Raw genomic sequence first — 2,500 nt, 5'->3', positions numbered from 1 at the left:
TATAGAAGTTATAAATTATTCTTTCCTATTCTAACTAGTGACAAAATTAATTTAAAATAACTTGCTAGGCCTTCTATTTTTTTCATCTAACACCCGCTACCAACGAACAATTTCTTGTTTGCTAGTATTAATACCAATCCGCTTAACTATTTGATCTATCTTGCTGGTTAAAATCGATGATAATGTCGCTGTTTTCAGCAATTTTTCCTACACAATTTTAGGCCATTCAATTAAGCGCAATGGTATAACCGCACTCTAAGTGGTAAAACGCCTAAAAAAAATCCTCGAGACAATTGAATCGAGGCTTTTAGTTTATTCAGTTTTACTCATTAAATTTTAAATCGTGCCACTAAGCTATCTAAGCTTTTTGCCATGTGACTTAATGACTCACTTGATGTTGCCATACCTTCTGCTGTCGTAGCACTACTTTCAGTACTGTCGCTGATCGCATGAACATGTATATTTATCTCATTAACCACTGCAGATTGCTCTTCAGTGGCAGTAGCAACCTGGGTATTAAGATCAGAGAGTTGCTGAATATTTTCAACAATTTCATTTAATGCTTGGTTGGTTTTTTTAGCGCCTTCTAACCCTAACTCCGCCTTCTCTCTACTTTCTCTAACACCATCTACAGCTAGCTTAGAATCATTTTGCAGTAAAGTAATCATCTGATGAATTTCATCCGTTGATTTACTTGCTCGTTGCGCCAGGCTTCGAACTTCATCTGCAACAACAGCAAAACCTCGACCTTGCTCACCCGCACGGGCAGCTTCAATGGCAGCATTTAGCGCTAATAAATTCGTTTGTTCAGAGATACTACGAATAACATCAAGCACGCTATTAATATTGTTACTGCGGCTCGCTAATGACTCAATAGTCCCGGAAACCGATTCCATGTTCTGCGCCATTTCATCGATACGAAGCGTTGATTGTTGAACAACGACAAGTGCATCTTCAGCTTGGCTCGTCGCTTGATTTGTCGCGTCGGCAGCATTGGTAGCATTAGCAGCAATTTCAGAAATAGTTGAGCCCATTTCACTAATCGCTGTGGCTACTTGTGCGGCAATATCTCGTTGCTCTTGCGCTTCTAATCTTGATTTTTCTGCGCCACTAGACACTTTTAATGATGCCTCTCTCATTTCTTTTGAGGTTGATGAAACATCGCAGACAACAGCATGGATATTACTGATAAAGCCATCAAAACCTCGCGCTAATCGCGAAACTTCATCGCTACCAGTATTATTTAATCGGTAACTTAAATCACCTTCACCTTGGCCTAGTTTTTCAAATAATAGCGCTAACTCATTAATTGGGCGGGTTAAACTTTTTGCTAAAATAAGACTAATAAAGCCAAAAACAAGCACAATAATAGCAAAGCAGATCAACATGTAATTACGTGACTCATTAAGGCCAATATATAATTCTGCTTTAGGCACCTCAGCAATAACGTACCAATCTAAACTAGGAATATAACTACTGGCAATAATCAGATCATCCGTTTCTTGAAACTTAAAACCTTGCTCTGTAAATAAAGAGTGCACATTAATACTTGGGTAAATATCGGCAACTGTCATTTTCTCACTCTTGCCATTATCTTTATGTACTTTGATTAAACCATCTTTATCAACAAGATAAACAAATCCGGTTTGTTCTATTTTAAAACTGTTTAAATAGTTAACCATGTCGTTAAATGATTTTGAAACGCCTGAAAAACCTCGACCGTTGAGATCTTGATAGTTAACAAATACATTTACATCACCATTTTTCTCAGTGTATAGACTCGCAGACTCTACTTGCCCACTGTTTTTAAAAGCAAAAAACCAGCCATCGTGACCGTCATTTTTTAGCACTCTAAGAAAGCCATTTTGATTCCAATATTTTGCTGTTTTTCGATCCGAAAACGAAGCGTTACTCAAACCATTATCTTTTGCGATTATATTAAGTGTTTTAATAAGATTCGTTTCTTGCTCAATCGAGTTTTCATCGTTTTCTAACCAATCGATAATATAGGCGTTAGTGGCGATAGATTTGGTTAATACTTTCATTTGAGAAATATCACCATCAACCGCATTACGAACACGTTGTAACAAGTTAGGTAAATCCGATTGCTGTAATCGAGAAACAAGCAAATCTTTTGCTTTAGAATGACCAACAATACCCACCACACTGGTTGATATAACAACGGCGGTTAGCATCGCAATCACTAATCGATGTCGAATAGAAATAAAGTTAAAAAAGTTCATGTACATTTCCCATGTTTATAAGCCTCAAAGGTTATAAATAAGTTATAAATAATTGCACTGGCAATCTAAGTTAAAAATATCGGATGAGTGTAGTTTTTATGCGTAAATAAAGCGAGACACAGATCAACAAACTGAGAATTTAACGAGCCTATAAAAATAGGCTTACATATTATGTTGTTAGCAGACAATGCTAAGGCGTCATTACGTGCATCATCATAGTTTAAAAATAATAAAATACGCTACCTCCCCCCTAAAAA

1 protein-coding gene is annotated in these 2,500 nt (G+C 36.7%); it reads right to left on the bottom strand.

The annotated features are described in order from the left end of the window. Positions 1-329 precede the first annotated feature (329 nt). Positions 330-2,243 carry a methyl-accepting chemotaxis protein gene (locus CXF74_RS21030; RefSeq protein WP_101084555.1) on the bottom strand — a complete coding sequence of 638 codons (1,914 nt, stop codon included), beginning with the start codon at positions 2,241-2,243 and terminating at the stop codon, positions 330-332. Positions 2,244-2,500: the final 257 nt, after the last annotated feature.

It is taken from the genome of Psychromonas sp. Urea-02u-13 (genome assembly GCF_002835995.1).
Classification (GTDB): domain Bacteria; phylum Pseudomonadota; class Gammaproteobacteria; order Enterobacterales; family Psychromonadaceae; genus Psychromonas.
Note: the sequence above shows the minus strand (reverse complement) of the source record. Positions and strands in the feature narration are given on the sequence as shown.

What these genes read in the sequence shown, in the direction of transcription:
- CXF74_RS21030 (WP_101084555.1), bottom strand. Translation starts at nt 2,243, where the DNA reads ATGAACTTTTTTAACTTTATTTCTATTCGACATCGATTAGTGATTGCG.